Below are 25911 nucleotides of genomic sequence, written 5' to 3' on the forward strand. Positions count from 1 at the left end.
CGCTACCCCATGAACCCCCGTCCCCCTTCATTGCGCAGCCACAGGCGCACCAGATGACGTCTGTGCTGGCCATCCGGTGAGTCGACGAAGTCGGTGCGGCTGTGCAGCGCCTGCCTGTTGTTCACGAACTGGATCTGCCCACGCTGCATGCTGAATTCCGTGCTGATCTCGTTCTGGGCGAATACGCCTTTCAGGGCGTCGATTGCCGCGTGCCCTTCCGCATCGATGGACTCGCCCTTCAGCACGTATCCTGCCGCGATCTCCGGCAAGGCCACGCGGCTGTTCAGGCGCGCGCCGTCGAAGCTGAGCATCGGGTACTGCACGATGCCGCATTCGCCTTCGGCGTGTTCCCGATACCGGTCGTACCAGAACGGCTGGTACAGGCGTTCCAGTTTGTCGGGATGTTGCGCCAGCATGGCGTTGTGCGCGGTGTACAGGCTTGCCACGCGGCTCACGCCGCCGCTGGCGGGCGTGCCCAGGCACAGCAGTGCGATGTAGTCGGGCTGGGGCGTGTGATAGGAAGAGTCGCTGTGGAAGGTCATGTCCACATTGCTTACCGTAGGCCGCACGCCCGAGCCGGGCACGACCGGCACCTTTCGGTCCAATACTTCGAAGATCATCTCGCCGTTGTAGCGCTGCGCCACGGGTTGCGACATCAGGCTGCACAGCAGCCAGTAGGCGGCGCGCGCATCGTCGGCGGACATGCGCTGCAGGTCCAGGCGGTCGAGCACCGCGAACATCACGCCCTCGTCCAGCACCGCTTTCACCTGCGCCATCAGGGCGCGGCATTGCGGCAGGGCATGGGCATCGGCGTCCAGTTGCGTCAGCGCCACCGGGGCCTGCCGCAGTGCGGCCAACGCCTGCAGCAGCTCTTCCTGGCATGCGTCGGGCAGCCCGATCAGGTAATCCTGCTCGCGCAGGGTCGCGCGGGTCCAGGCGCGCGGGCCCGAAACCGGCTGGCGCAGCATCGGTGCCGCGGCGTTTGTCACGGTGGCGGTGGAGTGGGGTTGGCTTGGGGGCATGAGGGTCTCCGTTACGATAAAGCGCGCTGGGCTTGGGCAAAGTCGGGAAGCGCCGCCGCGCGGTCCTGCACCGGCCGGACGACGCGCCGCGCCAGCCACAGTTCCATGGCCAGCACGGCCGGCGCCAGGATGGCGATCAGCATCATGGTCGACGCTGCGGCGATACGCACGTCCAGGTCCTGGAAGGCGTTGTAGAGCGTGACGCCGAACGGCTGGTATTGGCCCGACGCCAGAAAAAAGCTGGTGGAGGATTCCGCCAGCACCAGCACGAACACCGACACCACGCCCACCGCGGCGGGCCGCAATGCGTTGGGCACAATGAGCCACATCAGGCGCTGCCACCTGCTGGCGCCCAGCGTCTGGCCGGCTTTCTCAAGCAGCGCGATGTCCAGCAGCTGCAGGCCGGCCAGCACCGGCCACACCGCGAACGGCAGTGCCTGAGCGGCATACGCCAGGAACAGCAGGCCCCATCCGCCGTGCAGGCCCGGCAGGGCCATGATCAGGCCCATGGCGTAGAGCAGGCTGGGCAGCACGGCGGGCAGGAACACCAGCGCGCCCAATGTGCGGCGCAGCCAGGGCTCGCTGCGCAGCAGGAAGTAGGCGATGGGAATGGCCAGCATGGTGCTCATCATCGCCACGGACGTAGCCATCAGTACGCTGAAGCCCGCCGATCGCGCCGAGAACGTCCATGCCGTTCGGAATGGCTGCAGCGAGAAGCCGCGCGGCCCGTTGCTGTCCCAGGTGGTGGAGAACGCGCCTATCCCAAGCATGACCAGCGGCGCCAGCAGCAGCAATGCCGGCGCCCACGCGAGTGTTCCGTCCAGTACACGCCATGCCTGTCGCGCAGCTCGCGCGCTCCATGGCTGTCTTGTGCCAAGCCGCATGTCAGCCCACCGCTCGCATCGGGGCGCGTTCGCCGTGCCGATGGCGCAGCCGCAGGCGTACGGTCTGGCCGGCGCCCAGGCCGTAGTGGTTGGGCAGGTCCGCCACCACGGTCGCACCGTCGCCGCCGCGTCCCTGGATGCGCCAATGTGCGCCCAGGAAGAACGTCTGGTCTATCGCCATGTCGAAGTCCGCGGGCTCGTGGTTGGAAGCCAGCTCGAGGTCCTCGGGACGGCAGAAGCCATTGCCGCTCGGCAGCCGGTTGGCCGGCCCGAGCAGCCGCGCCGCGATCTCGCTTACGGGTTGGCGGTACACCGCCTCGGGCGTGCCCTCCTGGATGATGGCCCCGCCATGCAGCAACACCACGCGCTGCGACAGCGCGAACGCGTCGTCGCGGTCATGCGTGACCAGCACCGTGGGAATCCGCAGGCGGTCCAGCAGGGCCTTCAGTTCCTGGCGCAGGCGGGCGCGCAGGTCGGGGTCGAGCGCCGAGAGCGGTTCGTCCAGCAGCAGGATGGCGGGGTCGGCGGCCAGCGCACGCGCAATGGCCACGCGCTGGCGCTGGCCGCCTGACAGCGTGGCCACCGGCCGGCGTCCGAAAGCCTCCAGCTCGATCAGCGTCAGCAGCTCGTCCACGCGCGCCCGTATGCGATGCCTCGGCGCGCCCCTCACACGCAAGGCGAAGCCTATGTTGCCCGCCACGTCCAGATGCGGGAACAGGGCATGGGACTGGAAGACATAGCCCACGCGGCGAAGCTCGGCCGGCAGGCCGGTGACGTCGTCCTCCCCTACGCGGACAACGCCGCTGCTGGGCTCGACGAGCCCCGCGATGATGTTCAGCAGCGTCGTCTTGCCTGAACCGGAGGGCCCCAGCAAGGACGTGATCTCACCCGCCCGAAAGACCAGGTTCGTTTCGGTCAGCACGGTGGTGCTGCCGTAGCGTTTGGTGATGCCGCAGAGTTCGACGTTCATGCAGGATCCTTGCGTAGCGTGCGCTCGGCCGTCAGCCTCCTGGCCGCCATATCCAGGGCCAGGGTCGCGCCGGCCAGCAGCACGCCCATGGCGGCTGCGCGGTTGACGTCGCCGAACGCGGTGAATTCACGGAAGATGAGCACGGGGAAGATCTCGATGCTGCGCGCGATCAACAGCGCCGTGCCGAACGAAGCCATGGACATCATGAGAATGGCAAAGAACGCCGTGCCCATGGGGCGGTACAACTGCGGCAGCACCACCAGGCAAGCCACCTGCGCGGGCGATGCGCCCAGCACCTTGGCCGCGGACAGCGCGGCGGGGTCGAGTTTCTCGATGCTCTGCGCCACGATCAGCGCGGCCCTGGGAATCTGGAAACCGAGATAGCCAACCGCCAGGCCGCCCAGGGAGTACACATAGCCACGTGTCAGGCTGGTGCCGAATACTGCCTGCTCAAGCAGCGCCAGCACTCCTGCGTTGCCCAACAGCGTCACGATGAGCATGCCGTACACCACTCCGCTGAACGCGAAGTTGACCTGGCACATCATGCGCAGGACGCGCGCGCCGCGACGCTGCCGCGCCATCCACCAGGCCGCCGGGAGCGACATCAATGTCGCCGCGGCCGCAGTGACAGTGCAGAAGGCCACCGTGCCCGCCAGCGCCTGCAGCATGTAGCTGCTGTGCAGGACGTCGGCGTAATTGGCGAGCGTCCATCCGCTGTCGCCCGCCCGCAGGCTGGCCGACAGCAGATAGCCCAGCGGGACCAGCGTGAGACAGCCCACGATCAGCAGCAGCAAAATGGGAAGCATGGTCATGCCGTGTCCCTGGACGCTCGCCTTGTCCAACTCAACCGGCCAGGCCGTGGCGGCCCAGTACGCGGTCGACGTCGCCGTCCCGCATCACGATCTCGACGAACGCCCGCTTCAGCGTGGCAACCGTCGTGGCCTGGTGAGGAATGTCCAGGCTGACCAGGTTGTCGATCCTGGGCAGTCCCTGGGCCACCTGCGCGGGAATGGCATCTTCACGAACCGGGCGGAAATACCCTTCCGCGATCAGCCGCTGCGCTTCGGCGCCTAGCAGCCAGTCCATGAAGGCCTCGGCCTCGGCGCGTTTGGGGCCGCCCTTGGCCAGCGACATGCCGAGCGCCGCGCTGACCACGCCCTCGGCCGGCACCACGGCGCTGACGGGCGCCCCTTTGGCGCGCGGCGTCAGGATGCCGCCTTCCGCGTCCACCGTGATGGCGGCATCGCCCAACGCCAGCCGCGGCGACACCAGCTCGCTGCGGAACTGCTGTCCGTTGGCGGCGAACGCCTTCAGCCACCGCATTCCGGGACGGAAATCCGTCTTGGTGCCGCCCAGCACGAAGTTGATGCCATACATGAAGACCGACGCCGTGCCGGACCAAGTGGGGTCCATGCATGCCGCCAGGCCTTTGTATTCCGGCTTGAGCAGATCCGCGAAGCTGGCGGGCGGCTTGACGCCGCGTTCGGCCAGCACCTTGTCATTGACCCCGATGATGACGTTGGTGGACGCAATGGCCCACCAGTGTCCGTCCTTGTCCTTCAGATTGGTCGGCACGACGTCGATTCCCTGCGGAAAGTACGGGACCGTCACGCCTTCTTTCTTGGCGTCCACCGCGATGTCCAGCGACCAGTAGGCCGCGCTCGCCTGGGGATGCCGGGTCTCCAGTTTCAAGGCCACCAATGCCGGGCTGGAGCCGCTGCGCAAGCCCAGCGTGGGCCGTACGCCCGTCTTGCGGGCATAGGCGTCGACGATCACGTTCCAGTTCATGAACGTGCCCACCAGGTTGTAGACGGGAAGGACTTCTTCCGCCATCGCGGGCACACGAAAGGCGGTGCCCGCCACGGCGGCGGGGATAACGGCGAGAAAGGTGCGTCGCTGCATGATGTCGGGTCTGGTCTGTAGTGGCGATGGAGTAACATCGGGGCCGTTGCAGGCGCCCCTGTGCGGGCTAATGATTTTATCTATACGTAATCATCAAGTATTTATAAAACCGAATAAATGATGCTGGGATTTTGTGACAGGCAGATGAACGCGTGGGCATGAAAGACGATCTAGAAGCCGCTGCCGACAAGACGGGCGCGAAGCGCGAAGGCAGCATCACTCCCGGGCTGTTGCGCGCCTTCGTCGCCATTGCGGAAACCGGAAGCTTTTCGCAGGCAGCCGCGCAACTGGGCGTGGCCCAGCCGACCGTATCCATACAGCTGACGAATCTGGAACAGAGCTGCGGCGTGCTGCTGCTGCACCGGCGGCCGCGGGTCAAGCTGACCGAGGCGGGGTGCGAGGTGTTCCTGCGCGCGCGGCAGATCCTCAGTCGGCTGGATGGCCTCGAAGCCTATGCGCGGGACATGCAGCACCTCGAGCGCGGCAGCCTTGCCGTCGGCACGTCCACGCCGGCGTTCGCCATGCCGTTGCTGTCAAGCTTCATGGTCGCCCAGCCCGCCATCGCCATCCGCACCACCATAGGCAACACATCCGAACTGATCGACGACCTGGCGCAGTGCCGCATCGACGTCGCGGTCATGACCCTGCAGGAACCGGTGCCGAACATGCGCTGCACCTTGCTGTTCCCCCAGCGTTTGATGGCCTGCGTGCCGGTCGGCGCTGATACCGCGGCGCGCACGGAAATCCATATCGCGGAATTGGCGGGGCATCCGTTGGTGATGCGCGAACAGGGCTCCATGACGCGCAAGCTGCTGGAGACGGCCATGCGGGAAAAGGGCCTGGCGCCCCGAGTCCGCCTGGAAGTAGGCAGTCGTGAAGCCGTCATCGAAGCGGTGGCCGCGGGCCTGGGCTCCGGCATCCTGCTGGAGGGCGAAGTCCGCAGCGACACCCGCCTGCACCAGATGATGCTGGCCGGCACTTCGATAGTGGGCGGGGTGTATGCGGTGACGTTGAAGGAAGGCGCCGATATCCCCGCCATCAACGCCTTGCTCGAACATGCCGTGCACGCCAAGGTGGGCGCGCGCGCGGCGGGATGACGCACCCGGCTAGGCGTGGTTCAACGCGCCTGCCACGTACGTGAGAAAGTGTGCGAAAGGCGGCGTCTGCATGGCCGGGTCTTTCGCCTGGTCGTCGTAGCGCCGCAGGCGTACCGCCTCGGCGAAGTACGGCAGGCGCTCGAACCGCGCCACCTCTTCCCGGGACATCGGCCCGCCCTGCAGGGCCAGTGAGCGTACCGAATCGCTGGCCAGTTTGCCGAAATACGTGTCGTCCACCGCACACAGATAGCGCTTGGCTGCCACATGCAGCCGGATGGGCTCGACCACGTCGGCCGCGAAATGCGCGTCGAGCCACGCGGCCGCGCGTGCTTCATGCGTGTCGTCGATCTGCTGTGCCGCGGGATTCTCGCCCAGCCCGTGGATCATGTGGCCCACGTCGTGCAGCAGGGCGGCGGCGATCACGTTGCCGGGCTCGCGGTTGCGCTCTGCCAGTGTGGCCGATTGCAGCGCATGCTGCAGTTGGGATACATCGGCCAGGCCGTAGCGGCGAGTGGCCTTGTCGCGGTAAAGGGCTTCCAGGGTGTGCAGGATTGGGGGCGTCATGTTCGTCTATAGATAAAAATGAATGAACAAGTTTATTGTATAGACTATTTCGGATAAATGACGCCCTTGTCCGCGGGCCCGCGCGGCGACACCGCGCTGGATGGCCGCGTCTCAGCGAGCCCGCCGCCTTCGGCCTAGGTCATGTAGATCCCGCCGTTGATATCCAGGCAGGCCCCATTCACATATCCCGCGGCCTCGCTGGCCAGGAAGGCCACCAGCGCCCCGATCTCCGCCGGTTTGCCGAACCTGCCCGCGGGAATCATCTTCATCGTCTCGGCCAACAGTTGGGGATCCGTGGCGGTGGCCATGGCCGTTTCGATCCGCCCGGGCGCCACGCTGTTGACGGTCACGCCGCGGCTGCCATACGTCCCGGCCAGCGCCCGCGTCAGTCCCATCAGCGCGGTCTTCGAGCTGTGATAGTCCACACCCGAAACCGGCACATACATGCGCGCCGCGCGCGACACGATGTTCACCACTCGCCCATACCCCTGCTCGGCCATGGGCGGTATCAGTTCTCGGCACAGGATGAAGGGCGCCGTCACGTTCACGCGATGGACCCGGTCCCATTGTTCCGTGCTGATGTCCGGCAGGGCGATCGGACCGCCGTTTCCTTTCGGGGAAATGCCCGCGCAATTCACCAGCACATCGCAGGCCCGGCCTTCCTGCGCCAGGCACCAGCGAGCCGCGTCCACCAACGGCGATTCGTCGGCGATGTCCACGACGCGGCCCTGCACCTGCCGCGCCCAGGTGCTCATCGTGTCGGCAACGCGCGATACCTCAGGGTTCACATCCAGCAGATAGACGCGATAGCCCTGCCGCGACAGGCACGCGGCGATGGCCTGGCCTATGCCGCCTGCCCCGCCGGTGATGAGGGCGGATCGTCCGTTGCCGGTCATCCCGCGACTCCCGCGGTTGTCTGTCGCGGTGCCTGCGCGGCATCCGCCTTGGGTTCGAACGACGCGATCAGCGCCTTGTACGACAGGTCCGTCGAGATGCGCGCGTCGATCACCGTGGGTACGTCGGCCATCAGGGCTTCGCGCAGCGCGGCGGCCAGTTCGGTGGGCGTCTCGACCTTCATGCCGTGGCAGCCCATGGCGCGCGCGATGGCGGCGTGGTCGAAGTCGTGGAACTGGGCGGCGAAGGGGCCGCGGATGTGCGTGGACCAGCCCAGCATCTGGTTGTTGAGGATGAGCGTGATGATAGGCAGGCGGGCCTCGATGGCCGTCATGAGCCCGTTCATCGACATCGAGAAACCGCCGTCGCCGCACACCGCGACCACGGGCCGATCGGGGTGCACGAGTTTGGCGCCCATGGCTCCGGGAATCGCATAGCCCATGGGGCCGGCGCCGGCGGCCTGCAGGAACCCGCCCGCCTCGCGCGTCTTGTAGAAGCGCATCATGAAGATGCGGTTCTCGCCGGCATCGCAGCACACGATCGCGTTGGAGGGCAGCACGTGCTGCAGTTCGGCGATCAGCCTGGGCGGGGACATGGGCACGGCCTCGTCCGAGGCGGCGGCCGCTTCTGTTTCCAGATGGGGCGCGCGATAGGTCTTCACGCGGGCGGCGCCTTGCCCGTTGTAGCCGCGCGCGGCGGCGAGCATGGCTTCCAGCGCCACCCCGGCTTCGCCGATCACCACGTGGTCGGCAGGGAAGCTCCAGGATGCGTTCAGCGATTCGATGTCGAGCTGGATGATCGTCTGGCGGCACGGGTCGATGAGCGCCGGATTCTCGTACGCGGTATCCGACGCGGTCAGCTTGGTGCCCACGGCGACGATGAGGTCGGCTTCGCTGACGCACGCATTGGCGGCCGCATGCCCGAAGGTGCCGTACAGGCCCAGCGACAGCGCATGCACCTCCGGAAACACGCCCTTGCCCGAAGGGGACGTGACCACGGGAATGTCCAGGCCCTCGGCGAAGGCGTACAGGGCGGAATAGGCCTGGCCGATGCGCACGCCGTTGCCGGCGATGATGACGGGACGCCGGGCCTGCCGCAGCGCCTGCGCCGCCTGCCGTACCGACGCGGCGTCGACGCTTGCCGGCTTGCGGTGCAGGTAGGCCTGTGTGTTGTACAGGCGCGGTGCGGCGTCGGACTGCGTGTTGCCGTTGAAGGCGGAGATGCTGAACAACACCGCGACGGGGCCCGGCTGGCCGGTGGTGGCGTGCTTGATCGCCAGCTGCGTGGCGTGCACGGCGCCGGCGGGATGATGGGCCTCGAACACTTGCTTGGTCACCCCCTTGAAACTGAGTCGTGCATCCCAGCCGCCGTAATCGCCGCGGCCGCTTTGGTAGGGACCGTGCAGCGACAGGTCGGGCGTGTCGCTGAAGTCGGTAAGCAGCAGCAGGGGCGAACTCGACAGGTGCGCCTCGATCGTGCCGAGCAGCCCGTTGCCCAGCACCCACGGGCCTTGCCCGACCAGCACGCCAGGCTTGCCGGTAAGACGGCCGTAGACCTCGGCCATCGCGCTGCCCAGTGATTCCTCGCGCACCAGCACGGTACGGATGGAGTCCTGGAAGTGTTCGAGCGCGGCCCAGATGTGGCCCGAGTGCCCGCCGGCGATGCCGAAGACGGTGTCGATGCCGGCTTCCTTCAACACCTGGACGACGGCATGGGCGGCGGCGCAGGGCGCCTTCAGTAGCGGTGCGGTAGTCATGCGGGATCCTGTATGGGTTCTTCTCGATGGCGGCAGTGACGCGAGCGGCTGTCCGCGCGCGTACGGCTGGTTCCCGGACAATTCTGCGGGCCGCGACATGGACTGGCAATTTGCGAATTTTGAACTCGTTTATAAGCCGCTTAAATGCGGCCGCATCGCGCTGGTGCGGCTTAAAGCGCGCTAATAACCGGTTTTGAAAAATGCAAAGACCGACGCGCCGTTCTTTCTCTAGACTATGCGGACACAGCGCGACACGCGCGATAAGAACGCAAGGAGACAGACATGCGAACGGCGAATAGGCTCAAGGGTTTCCGTAAACTGCTTGCCGCGTTGGCGGCGGTGGCGATGGCGCCGATGGCGCAGGCCGCCTATCCGGAGAAGCCCATCACGATGGTGGTCAACTTCGGGCCGGGCGGGGTAACCGACCTGATGGCGCGCGCGCTGGCCTCGGGCATGGAGAAGGACCTGGGGCAGCCCATCGTGGTGCAGAACAGGCCAGGCGCCTTGGGCACGCTGGGCCCGGCCTACGTCGCCAAAGAGCCGGCTGACGGTTATGTGCTGGGCATCGTATCGGCCTCGGTGGTCACCACGACCCCGCATCTGATGAACGTCTCGGTGAAGCCCGAAGACCTGGTGCACGTCGCGGGGTTCGGCAAGAACCGCTACGGCATCGTGGTGCGCGATGATGCGCCGTACAAGCAGGTTTCCGACCTGGTGCAGGCCGCCAAGGGCAAGCAGTCGGTGTTCTTCGGGTCGCCGTCCACGCCCAACAGCCTCATCTTCTTCGACCTGGGCCGCAAGACCGGCGGCAAGTTCGAACTGATCGCGTACAAGGCGGGCCCCGAGGCGTCGCTTGCCTTGCTGGGCGGGCAGGTGGCGGTGATCGCCGCCAATCCCCCGGACGTGATGAGCCATCTGAAGGCGGGCAAGCTGCGCCTGCTGGCTTCGGGCAGCTCCGAGCGCTGGCCCGAGTATCCCGACGTGCCTACGCTGAAAGAGTCGGGCTATGACGTGTCCGTCGAGGCCTGGGCAAGCGTGGCCGTGCCGGCGGGTACGCCGCAGGCGGTGGTGGACAGGCTGCAGAGCAGCATCCGGAGCGCGCTCGAGCGCGAGGACGTGCAGGCCAAGATCCGCCAGATCGGCGCCGATCCGCAGTTCATGGACGGCAAGTCGTATACGCAGTACCTGCTCAAAGAACGCGAGACGACGGGCGCGATCATCAAAGAGGCCGGGATACCCAGAATCGAATAGAAGTCGTAGCATCCTGGGGCTATGGACCTTCAACATATCAGGGCCTTCGTGGCGGTGGCGCGGGAAGGCAATCTCACGCGCGCCGCCGAGCGCCTGCACCTTACCCAGCCCGCCGTCAGCATCCAGCTGAAGAACTTCCAGCAGGACCTGGATCTGACCCTGCTGGTCCGCAGCAACAAGGGCCTGATGCTGACCACCGACGGAGAAGAGATTCTGCCGTTGGCCGAGCGCGTGCTGGCGTCGGTGGCAGACCTGCAGGAACGCGCCGCGCACATGCATGGCAGCCTGGGCGGCGAGCTGTCGATCGGCACGACGATGAATCCCGAGATCACCCGGCTGGGGCCGTTTCTGCGCAACCTGACCACGCAGTATCCGCGCATCCGGACGAAGCTGCATCACGGCATGACGGGCATGATCAAGAGCGAGACCCTGAAGGGCACGCTCGATGCGGGCTATTACGTGGCCGGTCCCGAAGAAGTCCTGCCGCCCGAGCTGTACGCCGAATCGCTCACCGTGTTCACGCACTTCATCATCGCGCCGCAGGGCTGGCGCTCGCGCGTGCTGGGCAAGAGCTGGGCGGAACTGGCGCGCCTGCCATGGATATGGCCCTATCCCAATTCGGTCTACAACCGGCTGCTGTCGGCCAGGTTCAAGGCCCATGGATTGATACCGAACATCGTCGCCGAGGCCGACGTGGAGGCGTCCATGCTGGATATGGTGCGATGTGGCATGGGACTGTCCCTGGCGCGTCAGCCCGTGGCGCTGCGCGAGGCGGAGGCGCACGGGCTGGTCTATCTCGAAGACCTGCCTTTGCCGTCGAACCTGTACTTCATCGCGCAGGCCAGCCGCAAGGACGAATCGGCGATCGCGGCGGCCTTCAAGGCGGTGAAGGACGCGTTCTCGGAATGAGGCGCGGCGCCGCGCATGCGTCGCGCGCATGACTTCGCCCGCACGATAACCAACTTAAAAAACCCAATTAATAATTTATCAATAGGCGTAGCCTGCGCGCGTCCCTAGAATTTGCGTTGCCGTCTTCAGCGCCGTGTGCATGGCTTGGAACGGTGTTGGAGCCAGAGGCGTTTCGTCATCTGTCAATGCGTAGGGGCGGTATGGAAACGAATACAAAGAACAGGACGGCGCTGGTGACGGGCGCCTGCGGCGGACTGGGGCAGGCCATCGTCTCGCGCCTGTGCGAGGCCGGATACGCGGTGGTGCTGCTCGATATCGACGAGCGCGTGCACGCACTGGCGCGCGGCCTTGCCGAGCAGGGCCATCGCGTCGACGCTCGCGTGTGCGACATCACCGACGAAGCGGCCGTCGAGACGCTGTTCGAACAGTTCGATGCGGACGGCGTGTGCGTGGACATCCTCGTGAACAACGCCGCCATCTCGCCGAAGAAGCAAGGCAAGAGCCTGCCGCCGGAAGAGATACCGATGTCCGAATGGCAGGCCGTGCTGGACGTGAACCTGACCGCGCCATTCATGCTGTGCCGCCACGCCGCGCCGCGCATGCGAAAGAAGCGGTGGGGCAGGATCATCAACATGGCCTCGGTGGCCGGGCGTACGCGATCCATGGTCTCGGGCGCGCATTACTCCGCCTCCAAGGCCGGCCTGATCGGCTTCTCGCGGTTTTTCGCGTCGCGCGTCGCGCAGGACGGCATCACGGTGAACTGCATCGCGCCGGGAACCATCAATGCCGGTCTCGGCGGGCAGCTCGATCCGCAGATGACCGAGAACTACAAGAAGAACATCCCTGTCGGCCGCATCGGCGAGGCGCACGAGGTGGCCGGGATGGTGGCGTACCTGGCGGGCGAAGACACCAGCTTTGTCACGGGCGCCATCTTCGACATCAACGGCGGCTACTTCATGCCCTAGCCGGCGCATCGACAGACTAGTCCAACGAGGAGACACACCGTGAGGAAGCTTCTGCTTGCCGCGGCGCTTTGCGCCGTTCTGCCGTTTACCGCGCAAGCCGCGGACACCTATCCGTCCCGGCCGGTGACCATCACCGTTCCCTTCGGCGCGGGCGCATCGATAGGCAGCGTCGCGCGCATCGTGGCGGAGAAGCTCTCCACGCGCCTGGGCCAGCCCTTCGTCGTCGAGTTCAAGCCCGGGGCGGGCGGCACCATAGGATCCGCGCACGTGGCCGCGCAGAAGCCAGACGGGTACTCGTTGCTGGTGTCGGCGACCGGCACCATGTCGATTGCGCCGGTGCTGTACAAGAACCTTTCGTACAAATCCGAGAGCCTGACGCCCATCGCGCAGCTGATGCGAGTGCCCTTCGTCATCGCGACCGGCGCCGGTTTCAAGGGCGACACGCTGGGCGGCCTGGTCGAGCAGATCAAGGCCAACCCGGGCAAGTACAACTATGCGTCGACCGGCAACGGCACGCTCGTCCACCTGGCCGGCCAGCTGCTGCTGGACCAGTTCGGCGGCAAGGCCGAGCACGTGCCTTATGCGGCCGGCTCGGAAGTGGCCGTCGCATTGATCTCGGGCGACGTGCTGTTCAGCGTGGCGAACATCTCGACGGTGTCTCCGCACTTCGCCAATGGCCGGATCAAGCCGCTGGCCACGACGGGGCCCGAGCGCTTCCCGCTGCTGCAGGCGGTGCCGACGGTGTCGGAGAGCGGCATCAAGGATTTCTCGGTGCGCCATTACGTCGGCATCTTCGGCCCGCCCGGCCTGCCCGCTGACATCGCGGACAAGCTGAACAAGGAGATCAACCAGATACTGGGCGAACCCGATGTGGCCGCCGCGTTCAGGACGCAAGGCGATATGCCGGTGCCGGCCAGCAGGCCGGCCTTCGCCGAAACGGTTGCGGCAGATGCGGCGGCCTGGGGAGACCTGGCGCGGAAGATGAATCTCAGCGCGCAATGAGGAAAGCGTGCGGCCTTGGCTTCATCAGCGCCGCGCGGCCTCTTGGCGCTCGATGCGCCGCGCGAACATGGCGAAGCTCGCGCGTACGATGCTGGGCTTGAGCAGGAAGTCGTGCGATTCGGCTGCCAGCGCATCGGCCACCGGACGCACCTCGCCATAGGCGGCGGCCGCCAGCAATTGGTTGCGAGCGGCCCGCTCGACCAGCACTGAGAGGTACAGCGTCTCTTCCACCGATGAGGTGGCGGCAAGAAAGCCATGGTTGGCCAGCAGCACACAGCGCTTCTGGCCCAGAGCGGCGGAGATGATCTCGCCCTCCTGGTCGGCGATGGGCAGGCCCGGCCACTCTTTCAGGTGGGCGCAATCGTTGTGGAATGGCGTGGCGTCCATGTGCGAGACCACCAGCGGACGACCCGTCATGGCAAGCGTCGATACATAGGGCGGGTGAGTGTGGATGATGCAACGCACGTCTGGGCGTTGGCGGTAAACCCAGAAGTGAAAGCGTACGGCCGGATTAGGCGTCCCTTCGCCTTGCAGCACTTCCATGTTCGCATTGATGCGCAGCAGCGCATCCGGCCGGATCTCGTCGAATGCCTGGGCCAGCGCGGTCGTGAAGTAGGTGCCGTCATCGTTGCGAACCGTGATCTGCCCCGCCAGGGTTTCGGAATGCCCCTCGCTGGCCAGGATGCGGCAGCTCAGCGCGATCTTCTCGTGCATGCTCCAGTTGCCGAAATCCAGTTTGTTGGCCGAGCGCTGGAAGAACGCCTCGGACTGCATCTGCTTGTCGTCCACACCTGTCTCCTGATAGAGGTCCATGTGCCATTACACCGCGCGTCGTGAACCAGGCGATTGACCACAGGCGCACCAGCCTTGTCCACGAGTGACACGACCTAGGGTAAACGGCAGATGTGCGCCAAAGCGAGGTCGATGCAATGAATCGGCGGCACCGCATCCGCCCCGCAGGCCAGCCTCTTTGCGCAATGCACGCCCATTTTCCGACATCGCCCGCCACGCCTCAGCCTGAGCCGGACCTCAACTTCGCGCCGCGTTTCCGGCCGTTCTACGAGGCCGAACTGTCCGGCTACAAGGCGCAGCTGGACAAGCTCGTGCTGCCGGGTGACTTCCGCGCGCTGACGATGCGGCCGCGCCTGCATCTGCAGGCCTGTCGGCTGCGCGCCGGCGGCCTGGCCGTGAATCTCGAGTCCACGCCCATCTCGGTACAGCATCGTGCCGAACATACTGTAGATGCCCTGCGAGCCGAGTTCCTGGCCAGCTTCATCGTCGAAGGGCGCGGCGTGATCACGCAGAACGGCGCCAGCCTGCCGGTGGAGGCTGGCGACATCATGTTCCGTACCACCGCGCTTCCTTCAGAGGTGCGCATGCTGACGGATTCGCGCCTGGTGGTGATCAAGGGCTCGCTGCTGCACCTGCTGGGCATGCACCTGCAGGACGGCTCGCAGTTCACCGCGCAGCGGGCGGCCTCGACGCTGCCCATGGTGCGCACGGCGCACCGCTGTCTTGAGCACGTGTTTTTCGATCAGGAAGAAACCAGCCCGAGCTCGGCGATGTTCGCCGAGCAGGCGCTCATCTCGCTGCTGGCGGCCATCTATACCAGCCAGGCGCTCGAGCAGATTCCCGATTCGCGGCGCGGCCCCATCGAAAGCTGGCAGGCGCTTACCAGCTACCTGGACGCGCATATCGCCGACACCGACCTGTCCGTGGCCGCGGTGGCGCGAGCCTTGCGCGCGTCCAGCCGCTGGGTGCATCGACTGTTCCAGATGCAGGGCACGCAGTACAACCAGTACGTGCGCGAGCGGCGGCTGCAACTGGCGCGCAGAGCGCTGGAAGACCCAGGCAAGGGCCATCTGCCGGTGAAGGATATCGCGCTGTCCTGCGGGTTCCAGGACGCCAGCCATTTCAGCCGCCGTTTCCAACAGCGCTTCGGCTGTCCGCCGAACCAGTACCGCGCAAAGGCCCTGCCTGCCGTATAGGGCTAGGCCCGGCCGGGTCAGCCGGCGCGCTGGTCCCGGCCGGCAGGCTTCATCAGGAATGCCGACGCGCCGGCGATCAGGCCCATCACGGCCAAGTAGCCGCCCACCGGCACGATGCTGCCGAAGCGCGCCACCAGCATGGCCGAGACCATGGGCGCCAGGCCGCCGCCGATGGCGGCCGAGAACTGCACGCCGATCGACAACCCCGAGTAGCGCAGCTCCGCGGGAAACTGCGCCGCGTACAGGCTCGACTGCGGTGCGATCATCATGGCGTAGTTCAGCGCCATGGCGATGAACACGGCGATGCTGTATGCCAGCAGCGAACCGCTGCCAACCGCCATGAAGATGGGAACGGCCATCACCGCCAGCAACATTCCGCCCCAGCCGCATACGCGGCGCGCGCCGTAGCGGTCGCCCAGCAGGCCGAACAGCGGAATGGTGAAGGTCAGCACCGCCGCGCCGTACAGCAGGGCATGCAGCGCATCGCCGCGGCTGAATCCCAGCGTGGAGACCGCATACGACACGGAGAACACGAGGAAGGTATAGATCAGCGTCACTTCGGCCAGTTTGCAGCCGATGCATAGCAGCAGGGCCTTGCCATGTTTGCGCAGCAGCTCGGCCACGGGAAGCTTCACCTGGGCACGCTGCGATTTGACGCGGGAAAACTCCGGCGACTCATCGATGCCGCGACGAATCACGAGCCCCACGACGATGAGGACAGCGCTGGCCAGGAACGGCAGGCGCCAGCCCCACGACAGGAAGTCCGCTTCCGGCAGCCGCGTCACGAGCGCGAAGGCGCCCACCGACAGCAGGATGCCCAGCGGAGCGCCGACCAGCGGCAGGCTGCCGAACAGGGCTTTCCAGCGCGCAGGGGCGTGTTCCACCGCCATGAGCATCGCTCCGCCCATCTCGCCGCCGAACGACAGGCCCTGGCCGATGCGCAGCACCACCAGCAGTATCGGCGCCCATACGCCGATCTGGCCGTAGGTGGGCAGCAACCCGATCAGCACCGTACAGATGCCCATCATCAGCAGGCTCAGCGTCAGCATGGACTTGCGTCCGATGCGGTCGCCGAAATGGCCGAAGAGAATGCCCCCGATGGGCCGTGCCAGCATGCCGCTGGCGAAGGCCGCGAACGCTGCCAGTGTGCCGGTAAGCGGATCGAACTGGGGGAAGAAGAGCTTGTTGAACACCAGCGCCGCGGCGGTGCCATAGGCCAGGAAATCAAAGGCCTCTACCGCCGTGCCCACGACCGTGGCCACGGACACCCGGAACAGATTGGGCTTGTGGGCGGGGACCGCGATGGCGGCCGGATTGGGGATCGCTTCCATGTTGACTCCCGGGGGGCGCGAGCGCGTGGATCGGTGCCGCTATTGTTAGGGGCTGCCGTCCCGATTGCCTTGCCAGAGCGCGCACATGTCTTGACCGCACGCGACAGGAGTCGCCGCACGCCGGTGGACGCGTGGGCGAAAACCAGAGCCTTGCCGGCTCTATGTGAAAGGCGGCGGGCCCGCGAAGTGGGGCGCCGCCGCCGCGCGGCCAGCTTGCCTGGTCAGGGCAGCAAAGTGATCTTGTCCACTTCGAGTTCGCTGCCTCGCCGACCCTTGTCGAACTCGCCCAGCAGTTCCACACGGGTCTGCGCGCTGATGGGCTGGCCTTGCGGGAAATCGTCATCGTCGATCTCGACGCTGATGCGGCCGCTGTCGTCTTCGAACGTGTAGCGGTCGCCGCCGTCGTGGCTGACGATGCGGCCTTGCAGGCGTGCGTGTTGATCGTCGGTGCCCGTGTCGAGCAGCTGTTTCACGGTCATCAGCGGAACACTGCTGGGACCGCTGTAGGCGGCGGGCTTGCCCGTACTGCTGGGGCCCGTGTACCCGGCGGGTTGTGCCGAGGCGGCGGCGCCCGCGGCGAGCAGCGTGGCGGCGACGACGGTGGTGCAGATCTTGCGCATGGCATGGCTCCTTGTGAGAAAGACGCGGTGATCGGTGTTTGAGTCACCGCCCATCTGCATTGAAGCAACGGAAGCTGAAGAGAATCTGATGCACGAGGGAACGCCTCGCCCTGCATGCGTGGCGCCGCGGATCCCGGGCGCCATGCGGTACGGGTACGGCCGCCGCGGGCCCGGTTACGCGTCGGGAAAGTCCAGCACCACGCTCAGGCCGCGGTCCTCCAGCCCGTCTTCGAAGCGCAGCGCGGCGCCGTGTAGGGCAGCGATGCGGGCCACGATGGACAGGCCCAGCCCATTGCCGCTTTGCCCAGTACCCAACACGCGGAAGAAGCGCTCTCCCAGGCGGGTCCGTTCGGCAGGCTCGACCCCGGGCCCGTCGTCGCGCACGGCCAGACGGACGCCGCCGGGCAGCACGGCCGACTCGATGCGCACCCGGCCGCCGTCATGGCCATAGCGTACTGCGTTGTCGACCAGGTTGCGCAGCACACTGGCCAGCAGGGCGGGCGCGGCATGCAGTCGCGATGCGGCCAGTGCGCGTTCGACCCGCATGCCGCGCGCCTCGGCCGCCGACAGGTCCAGCGCGTCCACCAGCTCGTGCAGGTCCACTGTCTCGCGAGCCGGCGGCTCGGCCTCGAGCCGGGCCAATGCGAGCAGGCTTTCCACGAGCGCCGTGCAGCGGTCCGCGTCGGCCCGCAATTGGCGCAGGTGGGCGTCGGGCAGCGCCAGCTCGCGCTCGATCAACTGCACGCGCATGCGCAGCGCCGCCAACGGCGTGCGCAGTTCGTGGGCCGCGTCGGCGGTGAAGCGGCGCTCGCTGTGCAGGGCGTTGTCCAGGCGAGCCAGCAGCGCGTTGATCGCGCCCAGCATGGGTTGCAATTCGCGCGGCAGGTCCGTCGCCTGGACGGGCGAGAGGTCTTGCGGCGACTTGGCGGAGATGTGCGCGGCCGTGTCCTCCAGCGGGCGCAGCAGGCGTCTTATCAACAACCAGCTCAGCCCGCCCAGCAGCGCCAGCAATGCCAGCGCCGGCCAGGCCAGATTTTCGGCCATGTCTTCCAGCATCTCCAGCCGGTCGTCGAGGGGCTGCGCCACCTGGGCCGTGACGCCGTTGTCGCCGCGGCGCACGTGTACCCGCCAGAACCTGCCGTCCACGTGCACGGTGGAAAAACCGCGCTTGCGGCCGCCGTCGGGCACGAAGGCGGTCTGGGGCGTGTCCTCGCCGCGCAGCAGCACGCGCCCATCCGCGCCGACGAGCTGGTAGTGCATGCGCAGCTTCAGCGGGCCGTCGTCATCGTCGGACAGTTCGCCGGGATCGACCTCGTCGTCGTCCGCCTGGCTGCCCAGCCGCAGCACCAGGCGCGTGCCTTCGTCCAGGGCCTCGTCCAGTACGTCGCTGGCGGCGAACCAGGCAACGCCGATCACGATGCCCAGGCTGACCAGCCACAGGCCGATGCTGGTGCCCATGACGGCCAGCAACAGGCGCCGGCGCAGCGACCAGCCTTGCGGCCTCGTGGGAGCGCCGACAGCCGATGCCCGGCGCCAAGGCCGCCACGAACGTGCGCTCATGCCGGCGCCAGCCCGTAGCCCTGGTTGCGCACGGTGACGATGAATCCGCTGCCCAGCTTCTTGCGCAGGTTGTAGACGTGGGCCTCGATGGCGTTGCTTTCGACTTCCTTGCCCCAGCCGTACAACGCTTCTTCGAGCTGGGCGCGACCGAGGATGTGCGTCGGGCGGCGCATCAGCGCCTGCAGCACGGCGAACTCTCGCGCGGTCAAGGCGATGGGCGCGCCGTCCAGCGTCACGCGCTTGGCCGCGGGGTCCAGCGTGACGGGACCATGGCGCAGTTCCGGCGACTGGCTGGCCGCGCCGCGCCGCAGTGCCGCGCGCACGCGGGCCGACAGCTCTTCCAGGTCGAAGGGCTTGACCAGGTAGTCGTCGGCGCCGAGGTCCAGGCCTCGCACGCGGTCGGACACGGTGTCCCGTGCGGTGATGACGATGACGGGCAGGCGGGCCTGCTCGCTGCCGGCGCTGCGCAGCGCTTGCAGCACGGCATCGCCGTCCAGGCCGGGCAGCCCGCGGTCCAGCAGCACGCAGTGATAGTCATGCAGGGCCAGGGCGCCGGCCGCCTGATCGCCGCGCTGCAGCCAGTCCACCGCATAGCCGTCCATGCGCAGCCAGGACTGCAAAGAGCTGCCCAGGGAAGGATCGTCTTCGATCAGGAGGATGCGCATGGGCGGATATTGAGAAATGAAGATGAAGCGAATCTGATGTCGGGGCCGCCGATGTCTAGGCAAGGCGCTGACCGGCTTGCGTACCGCCGATCTGCGCCTTCAGGTGTTGCACATAGGAAGCCATGTTCCTGGCCAGCATGTCGGTGTCTTCCGCGGCTAGGCCCAGGTAGGCCGACCGGGCATGGTCCAGTATGGCCCGATGCTCTTGCGGCAGCCGTGGCAGCGCCCATGCCGCCGCCGCGTCCTTGGGCGCGATCCGCCCCGTCGCGGCGCTGTACCAGATGCGCGCCAGCGCCAGCGCGATGTGCCGCTCGTCGCCCTTCCAGTCATCCGGGCCGTTCCACTGGGCCACGGTGTCGCGCAATGCGCGGGTGAAGTCCTCGCGAGGAACGGCGGGGAACAACTCGGACGCGGGAGGCCCGTACAGGCAGACGCTGTGCTGCCTGGCCTTGGTCAGCATGATGGCGAGGTCAGGGTCTTCCACGGGCCCTTCGTACACGCCGGCCCGCAAGTCGTTGCGTAGCCATTCGCCGAACTGCAACTCGCGCCTTGGTGGATAGCGCCATGGAGTCACGTCGCCATGCACGAGCACCGTGACTTCGAGCGCGCGCAGCGAATCGCTGGCGCCAGGCCAGGCCGAGATCGGCAGCAGATCGGTGCACAACGCGCGCCGGGTCGCGTCGGGCAGCGGTGCGTCGACCGTCACCAGCAGGTCGATATCGCTGTAGGGCTTGAGCCCGCCGTCGACCGCGGAACCGAACAGGTGCATGGCGCGCAGCGTGCCCGCCAGGCGGCGCTCGATGACGGCGCGCGCGGCACGAAGCTGGACGACGATGTCGTTGGGAGCGGAACGGACCATCGGGGCGGGATTGGCGGCAGGACAAGGGTAGCCGTATTGTGCCTCGTCGCCGCCCGCGGCGCGTGCCGTGCGCGCGCGTTCAGATCCCGCCGGGCAGCGGCGCGTCGGGATGCACCAGGCCGGCCTGGCGCAGGTCGCGCCAGAAGTCGGCGGGAACGGTCTCTTGCAGCGCAGCGCGGTCTTCCGCGATGCGGCCGGGCCGGCTGGCACCGGGAATGACGGCCGCCACCGCCGGATTGGCCAGCGAGAAGTGCAGGCCGGCCGCCTTCATGCTGATGCCGTGGCGGTCCGCGATCTCTTTGATGCGCGCCACCTTGTCGAGGATCTCGCGCGGGGCGGGCGCATATTCGAAGTTGGGGCCGCCCACCAGCGCGCCCGAACTGTACGGCCCGCCCACCACGATGCCCAGGCCGCGCGCGCTGACCTGCGGCATCACGCGTTGCAGCGCGCGATCGTGGTCCAGCAGCGTGTATCGGCCTGCCAGCAGGAAGCCGTCGGGTTGCGGCTCTTCGAGCTCCAACAGCAGTTCGATGGGTTCGACGCGGTTCACGCCCAGGCCCCATGCCTTGATCACGCCCTCGTCGCGCAGGCGGTCCAAGGTCTTGAAGGCGCCTTTGCGCGCGCTTTCGAATATGCCCAGCCATTCGTCGCCGTAGGCGTCCTGCGCCACGTCGTGCACCCACACGATCTCGACGTGATCGGTGTTCAGGCGCCGCAGGCTGTCGTCGATGGACCGCAGGGTCGCATCCGCCGAGTAGTCGTTCACGACGCGGTTCGGACGGCCATGCTGGAAGATTCCGCCTTCGCCCTTGTCCTCGACCTCGTCCAGGATGAGGCGGCCGACCTTGGTGCTGATGACGTAGTCCCGGCGAGGCCTCCTGGCCAGCGCCTCGCCGATGCGCAGCTCGGCCAGTCCGGCGCCATACAGGGGCGCCGTGTCGTAGTAGCGGATGCCGTCGTTCCAGGCGGCATCCACGGTGGCCTGCGCTTCCTCCTCGGGGATGTCGCGGAACATGTTGCCCAGCGGCGCGGTGCCGAAGCCGAGCTCGCCGGGGAGTAGTTTTTTCAATGCCATGGGTTGCTCCTTGAGAGATGGCGCGGCGCGCCTCAGGAGCTCCCGCGGCAAGTTCTATACCCGGATACCAGGGAAGCCGCCGCCGAACCCTCCGCCGGTTCCGCCGCCGCCCAACCCTCCGCCGCCCGAGCCGCCGCCGGTTCCGCCGCCGTTGTCGCCGCCGTCCGCCGTATCCGGGAACAACGGCCCGCCCTCGTTGGCCGCTTCCAGCCGCTGCTGCCAATGCAGCGCGGTGTTGACGAAGCCCTCGAGCCAGTCTTCCAGTTCTTGTTCGATCAGGCCGTCCACGCCGCGGCGGTCGGCGAGGAATACCTGGCCGGTGTGGAAGTCGATGCTGAACGTGGCGCCGCGCGTGCCCTGCCAGAACAGATTGGCCGACAGCAGCAGGCCGTAGATCTCGGTGGCGCGGTCCAGGTCGACCACGGGCAGGCGCGTGAACAGCACGACCCGGTCGTCATCGGGCTCGTACTGGAAATGTACGTCGAGCTCGTCGATGGTCAGTGCGATGTAGCCGCTGTCGTCGGTGTGCATGTCCGGCGCGCCCAGGCGCGCGCCCAGCTGCTGCACCAGAGCCTGGAAGTGAGAAAGGGACATCGATTGCTCCTGTTGCGTATGGGGGCGTCGGCGTGGAGGCGTCAGGCCTTGGCGAACGTGCCGAGCCCGGACATGTTCTGCCGGACCCGCTCGTCGGTATAGCGATCCTTGAGGTGGCCGGCTTCCTTGCTGCCGCCCAACCCGGTGTTCCAGCGTTGGTTCTCGATCTGGCCCGAGCCGGCGCTGACCGTGTAGTACAGCTGCTGGTCGTCGCCCATCAGCGTGGCGTCCGGGTCCATGTCGCCGCCCATGTCCTGCATGATCAGCTTGGACTTCAGTTCGACGTCGGTGACGCCGCCGCGGTCCTTGTCGCTCTTGCAGCCCTTGGACATGGTAGCCGCCATGTCGCCGCCGCCCAGGCCGTGGGAGTCCAGCGTGGACAGGCTCTGCTCGGCCAGGGTCTGCAGGGCCAGGATCTCGCGGCCCATCTTGGCCGTGTCCCCCTTGCCCGTCGCGAAGGCTTCGGTGGTGAACATGGTCTTCACCAGGTCGGTCTGCACCTGGAGCTTGTGCAGCTGGCCTTCCAGCTCGCGGATGACGGCCTGGTCGGGCTGCGCCTTGGCGCGCTCGCTGCGCAGTCCCTTTTCCATTTCGTCGTACACCTGGCCGATGAATCCGCCGGGCCGGGTGCCCACCGATCCGTCGCGGCCCGAGCCCAGGTCGCCCACCAGCTTGATCATGTTCCCGGTGTTGTGCGCGTGCACGTTGTGCCACACGCCGCCCAGCAGCGCGGTGGTGCGCGGCGAGGTCGAGATCGAGTTGATGCCGAACGAGAAAGTGATGGTGTCGACGTTCGCGTTGACGTTGCGCACTTGGCCGCTGTTGGCGTCGTACATGCGCATCGAGACGTTGTCGCCCGAATTGGCCTGGAAGGCCTGGAACTGGGCCTCGGTGAAGTCCTTCTCGGCGAACTCGGGCTTGATCGCGTTCGCCAGCGAGGTGCTGCGCAGCGTATCGGGCGAGATCAGGTTGACGCTGACGTGCGTCATGCGCATGGGCTGGCCGGCGTTCAGGCGGGCTTCGATGCGAGGGTTGCTGGACGCGGCCAGTTCGAGCACTTCCTTGGCGCCGGCCTCGTTGGCTCTCTGCCGCGCGTCCTTGTCCTCGATGGCCCACATGTCCAGCACGCCGTGGCCGACGACCGTGGCCAGCGACTTCCCGCCGCCGTCGAGCAGCTCGCTGACCTTGAGGTTGCGCGCATGCTCGAGGTTGTCGGTCTCGCCGGCGGTGACGCCCTGCAGGCGCCCGCTGGCGTTGGTGTAGCGGTCGGTGAAGTCGGGGTTCCAGTGCTGCGCGGGCGTGATGCGGCTGGTGTACTCGTTGACGGCGCCGTCGCGCATGACCAGCATGGTGCGCGACACGGGCTGCCACAGCGTGGACTCGGACAGCGCCTGGCGCTGCGCCTCGCGCATGCTGCCATTGCCGGTCAGTTTCTTGATGTCCGCCTCCGAGACGCCGGCATTGCGCAGTTCGGTCTTCAGGGCGTCGATCACCGCCTTCTGGCCCTGCTTCACCGGGTGGTTGGCGTTCGGGTCGGCGAACGAGAGCTTGCTTTTCTTGGCCGGCGCGTCGATCGAGTTGTTGTTGTGCTCGGTGGCGACGTAGTCCTGCTGCTTCTGGCCGATGACGTTGTTCCAGGCCTGCTGCAGCGCCACCGTGCCGGGCGCGCCGTTGGCCAGCCGGATGCTGCCGTCCTGTACTCCTTGCGCCACCTTGTCGACGATGTGCTGGCCCGCCTGCGCCCAGATCAGGTTGTTGTGCGCCACCGCCCGTTCGGACAGCGGGTCGTTGGTGCGAACCTCCTGCAGGTAGGCCTGCTTGCTGGCCACCAGTTCCTGCTGGCGCGGCAGGTCTTTGGCCAGGGCGTTCAGCAGGCCCAGCTGGTTGTCCAGGTCTTTCAGCTGGGTCTCGTACGAGCCCACCGCCGTGCGGGCTTCGTCGACCAGCTGCCGCGACATGCCGGCGTCGACGCGCGCGCGCAGCATCACGCTGGCGCTTTCCAGGCCGTTGGCCACCTCGTCGCGCTTCTGCTGCAGCGTGCCCAGGTCGCTGATCACGTCGGCATGCAGGTCGCCCAGTGTGCGGTGGTGTGCGGTCAGTTCGGCATCGAGCTGCCGCATCGAGGCCTGGTCCCAGGCCGACTTGCCCAGAAGCGGCGTGGTCTCCTGCAACGCGTCCAGGCCGCCGCGGATGACGCTGTCGCGCGGCACGGACTGCAGCATGTGGTCTTCGACGTGGTCGACCAGGGTCAGGGCATGCATGCGGTCGGGCGTGTTGCGGGCGGTGGCCAGTTCGGAGAGACCCGGGAAGCGGCTTTCGCACGCCGCCTTTTCGTTGTCGCGGACCTGTGTGCGCGCCTGCTGAACGATGCCCTGCAACGTCTGGTCGCTCATGTTCTGCTGGGCGAACTGCGGATGGGCCCGCACGGCCGAGATGATGGCCGCTCGCTCGTCGCGGCGCGTGGGATCGTTGGCGGACGGCAGGTAAGCCTGCAGCGCGCCTTCGTTGTGCTTCACGGCCGCGGTGCGGAATTGCTGGGCGTGGTCCAGCACCTTGTTGATGATGCGTGAAGTCAGCGGCCGGTCGTTGGTCAGCCAGTCATCCGACAGCCCGGCGGCCCGCAGTGCGCGCATGGCGGCGTCGCCGCCCTCGGCCTTGGCCAGGGCGTTCAGGAAGGCGGTCTTCACCGGCACGCGCGCATCGATCAGCGCCTGGCGGTCGATGGTGCCGCCGGTCTTCTCGGTGGTCCACTTCTGCAGGCGGCCAGCCAGGCGGGATTCGCCGTGGACCGCCTTCTCGTCGCCCTGGGCATTGCGCTGGATCGCGATCTCGCGGTCAATGCCGCCGGCTCCGGTGCCCAGTGAGCGGAAATTGTGCAGTTCGAGTGACATGGCCTGGATCTCCTGGGAGCGCTTTCCGGCGCCCGTACCAGGGCATGAGTAACGGCCGCGGCGCGTTGGTTCCATCGACGGCCGGGAATTTGGGTGGGGGTAGAAATCAGCGGCCGCCGAAGTATTCGGCGTAGATTTCGCGCGCCCAGTCGATGAACACGCGCACGCGGGGCGACAACTGCTCGTGCGAGGCGTACAGCACGGATACCGGCAGGGTGGGGCAGCGCCAGTCGGCCAGTACCCGCACCAGCCTGCCGGACTGCAGGTGCTCGCGCAGGCCGAACTCGGGCGCCTGGATGAGCCCGCAACCGGCCAGCGCCGCGGCGAGATAGCTCTCGGCATCGCTGACCGACATCCAGCCGCTGGCCTCGATCTCGCGAACCTCGCCGTCGACGACGACGGTGAACGGATAGCGGTACTCGTTGCCGCGCGTGAAGAAGCCGACTCCGCAGTGGTCTTCCAGTTCGTCCGGATGGTGAGGCACGCCGTGCTTCTGCAGGTATTCCGGACTGGCGCAGATGACTTCGGGCATGTCGGCCAGGCGACGGACGACCAGCGACGAGTCGCGCGGCGTGCCGGCGCGCACCACGCAGTCTATGCCTTCCCTCACGAGGTCGACCAGGCGGTCGCCGCTGCTGATCACCAGGTCGATCTGCGGATAGCGATCATGAAATTCGGAGATACGGGGCAGGATGATGCGCGTGGCGTGCTTGCCGTGCACGTCCAGGCGCAGCGTGCCGTGCGGGTTGACGACGTGGTTGCTGAGGCAGGTTTCGGCCCCTTCGAGCTCCGCCAGCACGCGCTTGCTGCGCTCGTAGAACGTCCGCCCGTCCAGGGTAGGCGTGACCTGCCGGGTGGTGCGGTCCAGCAGCCGCGTGCCCAGCCTGCGCTCGAGCGCCTTCACCGCATGCGAGGCCGTTGCGCGAGGAATGTCCAGTTCGTGCGCCGCCTGCGTGAAGCTGCCCAGCTCCACGATGCGGTTGAAGAGTTGCAGTTCGTCGAAGCGGTCCATGGCTGGCCCATTGTTGTGCGCCGCTGGATTGTGATTCCAATGCGGCGGCGTTTGTCTGGCATCGGCCCGGTGAGACTATAGCGGCACCACCGAGTTCCAT

General features: G+C 67.1%; 25 protein-coding genes. 7 read left to right on the forward strand and 18 right to left on the reverse strand.

The genetic code is table 11. The features are described 5' to 3' along the window. Positions 1–2: 2 nt before the first annotated feature. From CAL15_RS03410 to CAL15_RS03430, 5 genes are all read right to left on the reverse strand, one after another. A complete protein-coding gene (locus CAL15_RS03410; RefSeq protein ID WP_086077292.1) occupies positions 3–1022 on the reverse strand; it encodes a TauD/TfdA family dioxygenase in 1020 nt (339 codons plus the stop codon). Between the two features lie 11 nt (positions 1023–1033). Continuing rightward, complete coding sequence (locus CAL15_RS03415; protein ID WP_157666587.1) at positions 1034–1816, reverse strand: ABC transporter permease; 783 nt, start codon at positions 1814–1816, stop codon at positions 1034–1036. Positions 1817–1907: 91 nt separating this feature from the next. Next, entirely contained in the window at positions 1908–2876 is a 969-nt protein-coding gene (locus CAL15_RS03420) for an ABC transporter ATP-binding protein (RefSeq protein ID WP_086077294.1), read from the reverse strand. Further along, a complete protein-coding gene (locus CAL15_RS03425; protein ID WP_157666588.1) occupies positions 2873–3682 on the reverse strand; it encodes an ABC transporter permease in 810 nt (269 codons plus the stop codon). The genes CAL15_RS03420 and CAL15_RS03425 overlap by 4 nt, the downstream gene beginning before the upstream one ends. Before the next feature lie 37 nt (positions 3683–3719). Then, positions 3720–4778, reverse strand: coding sequence for an extracellular solute-binding protein (locus CAL15_RS03430; protein ID WP_086077296.1), 1059 nt, complete (start codon positions 4776–4778; stop codon positions 3720–3722). Positions 4779–4936: 158 nt separating this feature from the next. Here CAL15_RS03430 and CAL15_RS03435 point away from each other — a divergent pair, with 158 nt between their 5' ends. After that, the gene (locus tag CAL15_RS03435) at positions 4937–5875 is read left to right on the forward strand and encodes a LysR substrate-binding domain-containing protein (protein ID WP_086077297.1); all 939 of its coding nucleotides are present in this window, start codon (positions 4937–4939) and stop codon (positions 5873–5875) included. A gap of 9 nt (positions 5876–5884) precedes the next feature. Here CAL15_RS03435 and CAL15_RS03440 read toward each other — a convergent pair whose 3' ends face one another. From CAL15_RS03440 to CAL15_RS03450, 3 genes are all read right to left on the reverse strand, one after another. Continuing rightward, positions 5885–6439: an HD domain-containing protein gene (locus CAL15_RS03440; protein ID WP_086077298.1), complete on the reverse strand. Its 555-nt coding sequence runs from the start codon at positions 6437–6439 to the stop codon at positions 5885–5887. Positions 6440–6573: 134 nt separating this feature from the next. After that, positions 6574–7335: an SDR family NAD(P)-dependent oxidoreductase gene (locus tag CAL15_RS03445; protein WP_086077299.1), complete on the reverse strand. Its 762-nt coding sequence runs from the start codon at positions 7333–7335 to the stop codon at positions 6574–6576. Continuing rightward, entirely contained in the window at positions 7332–9089 is a 1758-nt protein-coding gene (locus tag CAL15_RS03450) for a thiamine pyrophosphate-binding protein (RefSeq protein WP_198299135.1), read from the reverse strand. Before CAL15_RS03450 ends, CAL15_RS03445 begins: the two co-directional genes overlap by 4 nt. On the opposite strand from CAL15_RS03450, the gene CAL15_RS24500 reads away from it, so the two are divergent. The 5 genes from CAL15_RS24500 (at position 9088) to CAL15_RS03470 (ending at position 13216) form a co-directional block, all read left to right on the forward strand. Continuing rightward, the gene (locus CAL15_RS24500) at positions 9088–9273 is read left to right on the forward strand and encodes a hypothetical protein (protein ID WP_198299136.1); all 186 of its coding nucleotides are present in this window, start codon (positions 9088–9090) and stop codon (positions 9271–9273) included. The two genes, CAL15_RS03450 and CAL15_RS24500, sit on opposite strands and share 2 nt — an antisense overlap. A gap of 98 nt (positions 9274–9371) precedes the next feature. Further along, complete coding sequence (locus tag CAL15_RS03455) at positions 9372–10340, forward strand: tripartite tricarboxylate transporter substrate binding protein (protein WP_086077301.1); 969 nt, start codon at positions 9372–9374, stop codon at positions 10338–10340. A 21-nt stretch (positions 10341–10361) separates the two neighbouring features. Beyond that, positions 10362–11249 carry a LysR family transcriptional regulator gene (locus tag CAL15_RS03460; protein ID WP_086077302.1) on the forward strand — a complete coding sequence of 296 codons (888 nt, stop codon included), beginning with the start codon at positions 10362–10364 and terminating at the stop codon, positions 11247–11249. Between the two features lie 200 nt (positions 11250–11449). After that, positions 11450–12214, forward strand: a complete 765-nt coding sequence (locus CAL15_RS03465) for an SDR family NAD(P)-dependent oxidoreductase (protein WP_157666589.1) — start codon at positions 11450–11452, stop codon at positions 12212–12214. 39 nt (positions 12215–12253) lie between these two features. Next, positions 12254–13216, forward strand: a complete 963-nt coding sequence (locus CAL15_RS03470) for a Bug family tripartite tricarboxylate transporter substrate binding protein (protein ID WP_086077304.1) — start codon at positions 12254–12256, stop codon at positions 13214–13216. A gap of 24 nt (positions 13217–13240) precedes the next feature. Here CAL15_RS03470 and CAL15_RS03475 read toward each other — a convergent pair whose 3' ends face one another. Continuing rightward, positions 13241–14029, reverse strand: coding sequence for an aldolase (locus CAL15_RS03475; protein ID WP_232468107.1), 789 nt, complete (start codon positions 14027–14029; stop codon positions 13241–13243). 164 nt (positions 14030–14193) lie between these two features. Between CAL15_RS03475 and CAL15_RS03480 the strand changes: the two genes are divergently transcribed. Continuing rightward, positions 14194–15204 (forward strand): helix-turn-helix domain-containing protein, encoded by a 1011-nt coding sequence (locus CAL15_RS03480; protein ID WP_086077305.1) that lies wholly within the window; start codon positions 14194–14196, stop codon positions 15202–15204. Positions 15205–15221: 17 nt separating this feature from the next. On the opposite strand, the gene CAL15_RS03485 is transcribed toward CAL15_RS03480, so the two are convergent. From CAL15_RS03485 to CAL15_RS03525, 9 genes are all read right to left on the reverse strand, one after another. Continuing rightward, positions 15222–16535 (reverse strand): MFS transporter, encoded by a 1314-nt coding sequence (locus CAL15_RS03485; protein WP_086077306.1) that lies wholly within the window; start codon positions 16533–16535, stop codon positions 15222–15224. A 221-nt stretch (positions 16536–16756) separates the two neighbouring features. Continuing rightward, complete coding sequence (locus CAL15_RS03490) at positions 16757–17155, reverse strand: YgiW/YdeI family stress tolerance OB fold protein (RefSeq protein ID WP_086077307.1); 399 nt, start codon at positions 17153–17155, stop codon at positions 16757–16759. A gap of 174 nt (positions 17156–17329) precedes the next feature. Beyond that, entirely contained in the window at positions 17330–18715 is a 1386-nt protein-coding gene (locus CAL15_RS03495; protein WP_198299137.1) for a sensor histidine kinase, read from the reverse strand. Next, the gene (locus CAL15_RS03500) at positions 18712–19380 is read right to left on the reverse strand and encodes a response regulator transcription factor (protein ID WP_086077308.1); all 669 of its coding nucleotides are present in this window, start codon (positions 19378–19380) and stop codon (positions 18712–18714) included. The genes CAL15_RS03495 and CAL15_RS03500 overlap by 4 nt, the downstream gene beginning before the upstream one ends. A 55-nt stretch (positions 19381–19435) precedes the next feature. Further along, entirely contained in the window at positions 19436–20239 is an 804-nt protein-coding gene (locus CAL15_RS03505; protein WP_086077309.1) for an aminoglycoside adenylyltransferase family protein, read from the reverse strand. Between the two features lie 79 nt (positions 20240–20318). Then, positions 20319–21314 (reverse strand): aldo/keto reductase, encoded by a 996-nt coding sequence (locus CAL15_RS03510; protein WP_086077310.1) that lies wholly within the window; start codon positions 21312–21314, stop codon positions 20319–20321. Between the two features lie 54 nt (positions 21315–21368). Continuing rightward, positions 21369–21908 (reverse strand): type III secretion system chaperone, encoded by a 540-nt coding sequence (locus tag CAL15_RS03515; protein WP_086077311.1) that lies wholly within the window; start codon positions 21906–21908, stop codon positions 21369–21371. 41 nt (positions 21909–21949) lie between these two features. Continuing rightward, a complete protein-coding gene (locus tag CAL15_RS03520) occupies positions 21950–24799 on the reverse strand; it encodes an inositol phosphate phosphatase SopB (protein WP_086077312.1) in 2850 nt (949 codons plus the stop codon). A gap of 106 nt (positions 24800–24905) precedes the next feature. Further along, complete coding sequence (locus CAL15_RS03525; RefSeq protein ID WP_086077313.1) at positions 24906–25811, reverse strand: LysR family transcriptional regulator; 906 nt, start codon at positions 25809–25811, stop codon at positions 24906–24908. Positions 25812–25911: the final 100 nt, after the last annotated feature.

This window comes from Bordetella genomosp. 13, assembly GCF_002119665.1.
Lineage (GTDB): Bacteria > Pseudomonadota > Gammaproteobacteria > Burkholderiales > Burkholderiaceae_B > Bordetella.

Coding starts and splice junctions, on each gene's coding strand:
- CAL15_RS03410 (WP_086077292.1), bottom strand. CDS start 1,022: ATGCCCCCAAGCCAACCCCACTCCACCGCCACCGTGACAAACGCCGCG.
- CAL15_RS03420 (WP_086077294.1), bottom strand. CDS start 2,876: ATGAACGTCGAACTCTGCGGCATCACCAAACGCTACGGCAGCACCACC.
- CAL15_RS03425 (WP_157666588.1), bottom strand. CDS start 3,682: ATGCTTCCCATTTTGCTGCTGCTGATCGTGGGCTGTCTCACGCTGGTC.
- CAL15_RS03430 (WP_086077296.1), bottom strand. CDS start 4,778: ATGCAGCGACGCACCTTTCTCGCCGTTATCCCCGCCGCCGTGGCGGGC.
- CAL15_RS03435 (WP_086077297.1), top strand. CDS start 4,937: ATGAAAGACGATCTAGAAGCCGCTGCCGACAAGACGGGCGCGAAGCGC.
- CAL15_RS03440 (WP_086077298.1), bottom strand. CDS start 6,439: ATGACGCCCCCAATCCTGCACACCCTGGAAGCCCTTTACCGCGACAAG.
- CAL15_RS03445 (WP_086077299.1), bottom strand. CDS start 7,335: ATGACCGGCAACGGACGATCCGCCCTCATCACCGGCGGGGCAGGCGGC.
- CAL15_RS24500 (WP_198299136.1), top strand. CDS start 9,088: ATGCGGGATCCTGTATGGGTTCTTCTCGATGGCGGCAGTGACGCGAGC.
- CAL15_RS03450 (WP_198299135.1), bottom strand. CDS start 9,089: ATGACTACCGCACCGCTACTGAAGGCGCCCTGCGCCGCCGCCCATGCC.
- CAL15_RS03455 (WP_086077301.1), top strand. CDS start 9,372: ATGCGAACGGCGAATAGGCTCAAGGGTTTCCGTAAACTGCTTGCCGCG.
- CAL15_RS03460 (WP_086077302.1), top strand. CDS start 10,362: ATGGACCTTCAACATATCAGGGCCTTCGTGGCGGTGGCGCGGGAAGGC.
- CAL15_RS03465 (WP_157666589.1), top strand. CDS start 11,450: ATGGAAACGAATACAAAGAACAGGACGGCGCTGGTGACGGGCGCCTGC.
- CAL15_RS03475 (WP_232468107.1), bottom strand. CDS start 14,029: ATGGACCTCTATCAGGAGACAGGTGTGGACGACAAGCAGATGCAGTCC.
- CAL15_RS03480 (WP_086077305.1), top strand. CDS start 14,194: ATGCACGCCCATTTTCCGACATCGCCCGCCACGCCTCAGCCTGAGCCG.
- CAL15_RS03485 (WP_086077306.1), bottom strand. CDS start 16,535: ATGGAAGCGATCCCCAATCCGGCCGCCATCGCGGTCCCCGCCCACAAG.
- CAL15_RS03490 (WP_086077307.1), bottom strand. CDS start 17,155: ATGCGCAAGATCTGCACCACCGTCGTCGCCGCCACGCTGCTCGCCGCG.
- CAL15_RS03495 (WP_198299137.1), bottom strand. CDS start 18,715: ATGAGCGCACGTTCGTGGCGGCCTTGGCGCCGGGCATCGGCTGTCGGC.
- CAL15_RS03500 (WP_086077308.1), bottom strand. CDS start 19,380: ATGCGCATCCTCCTGATCGAAGACGATCCTTCCCTGGGCAGCTCTTTG.
- CAL15_RS03505 (WP_086077309.1), bottom strand. CDS start 20,239: ATGGTCCGTTCCGCTCCCAACGACATCGTCGTCCAGCTTCGTGCCGCG.
- CAL15_RS03510 (WP_086077310.1), bottom strand. CDS start 21,314: ATGGCATTGAAAAAACTACTCCCCGGCGAGCTCGGCTTCGGCACCGCG.
- CAL15_RS03515 (WP_086077311.1), bottom strand. CDS start 21,908: ATGTCCCTTTCTCACTTCCAGGCTCTGGTGCAGCAGCTGGGCGCGCGC.
- CAL15_RS03520 (WP_086077312.1), bottom strand. CDS start 24,799: ATGTCACTCGAACTGCACAATTTCCGCTCACTGGGCACCGGAGCCGGC.
- CAL15_RS03525 (WP_086077313.1), bottom strand. CDS start 25,811: ATGGACCGCTTCGACGAACTGCAACTCTTCAACCGCATCGTGGAGCTG.